Raw genomic sequence first — 1,043 nt, forward strand, 5'->3', positions numbered from 1 at the left:
GCAGCTATCACTACTGTTCTAGCGAAGACCTACGGCGGTTCTGCAAGCGCATTTGATATGATTGATAACGCGCCTGAAGAAAAAGCACGTGGGATCACCATCTCTACGTCACACGTAGAATATGATACTCCTTCTCGTCACTACGCGCACGTTGACTGCCCAGGACACGCTGATTACGTTAAAAACATGATCACTGGTGCTGCACAGATGGACGGCGGTATCCTAGTAGTTGCTGCGACTGATGGCCCTATGCCACAGACTCGTGAGCACATCCTACTTGGTCGTCAGGTTGGTATTCCTCACATCATCGTGTTCATGAACAAATGTGACATGGTTGATGATGAAGAGCTTCTAGAGCTAGTAGAAATGGAAGTTCGTGAACTTCTTAGCGAATATGACTTCCCAGGCGATGACCTTCCAGTTATCCAAGGTTCTGCACTTAAAGCCCTTGAAGGCGACGCAGAATGGGAAAAGAAAATCATCGAACTAGGTGAAGCTCTTGATTCATATATCCCAGAGCCAGAGCGTGCAATTGACAAGCCGTTCATTCTTCCAATCGAAGACGTATTCTCAATCTCAGGTCGTGGTACTGTTGTAACAGGCCGTGTTGAGCAAGGTATTGTTAAAGTTGGTGAAGAAGTAGAAATCGTTGGTATCAAAGATACTGTTAAGACGACTTGTACTGGTGTTGAAATGTTCCGTAAGCTTCTAGACGAAGGCCGTGCTGGTGAGAACGTTGGTGTACTACTACGTGGTACTAAGCGTGATGACGTAGAGCGTGGACAAGTACTAGCTAAGCCTGGTTCAATCAACCCACACACTAAATTCGAAGCAGAAGTGTACGTATTGTCTAAAGATGAAGGTGGCCGTCATACTCCATTCTTCAAAGGCTATCGTCCACAGTTCTACTTCCGTACAACTGACGTAACTGGTGCTGTAGAGCTTCCAGAAGGCGTAGAAATGGTAATGCCTGGTGACAACCTTAAATTTAAAGTTGAGCTAATTGCTCCGATTGCGATGGACGAAGGTCTACGTTTCGCAAT

At 46.0% G+C, this 1,043-nt stretch carries 1 protein-coding gene; it reads left to right on the forward strand.

The window, feature by feature from the left end:
• Positions 1-1,043: elongation factor Tu (tuf, locus tag V7R39_RS17710; RefSeq protein WP_334032280.1), on the forward strand; the 1,043-nt coding region annotated here is incomplete at both ends.

The organism is Alteromonas sp. P256 (assembly GCF_036864455.1).
In the GTDB taxonomy this organism is placed as follows: Bacteria; Pseudomonadota; Gammaproteobacteria; order Enterobacterales; family Alteromonadaceae; genus Alteromonas.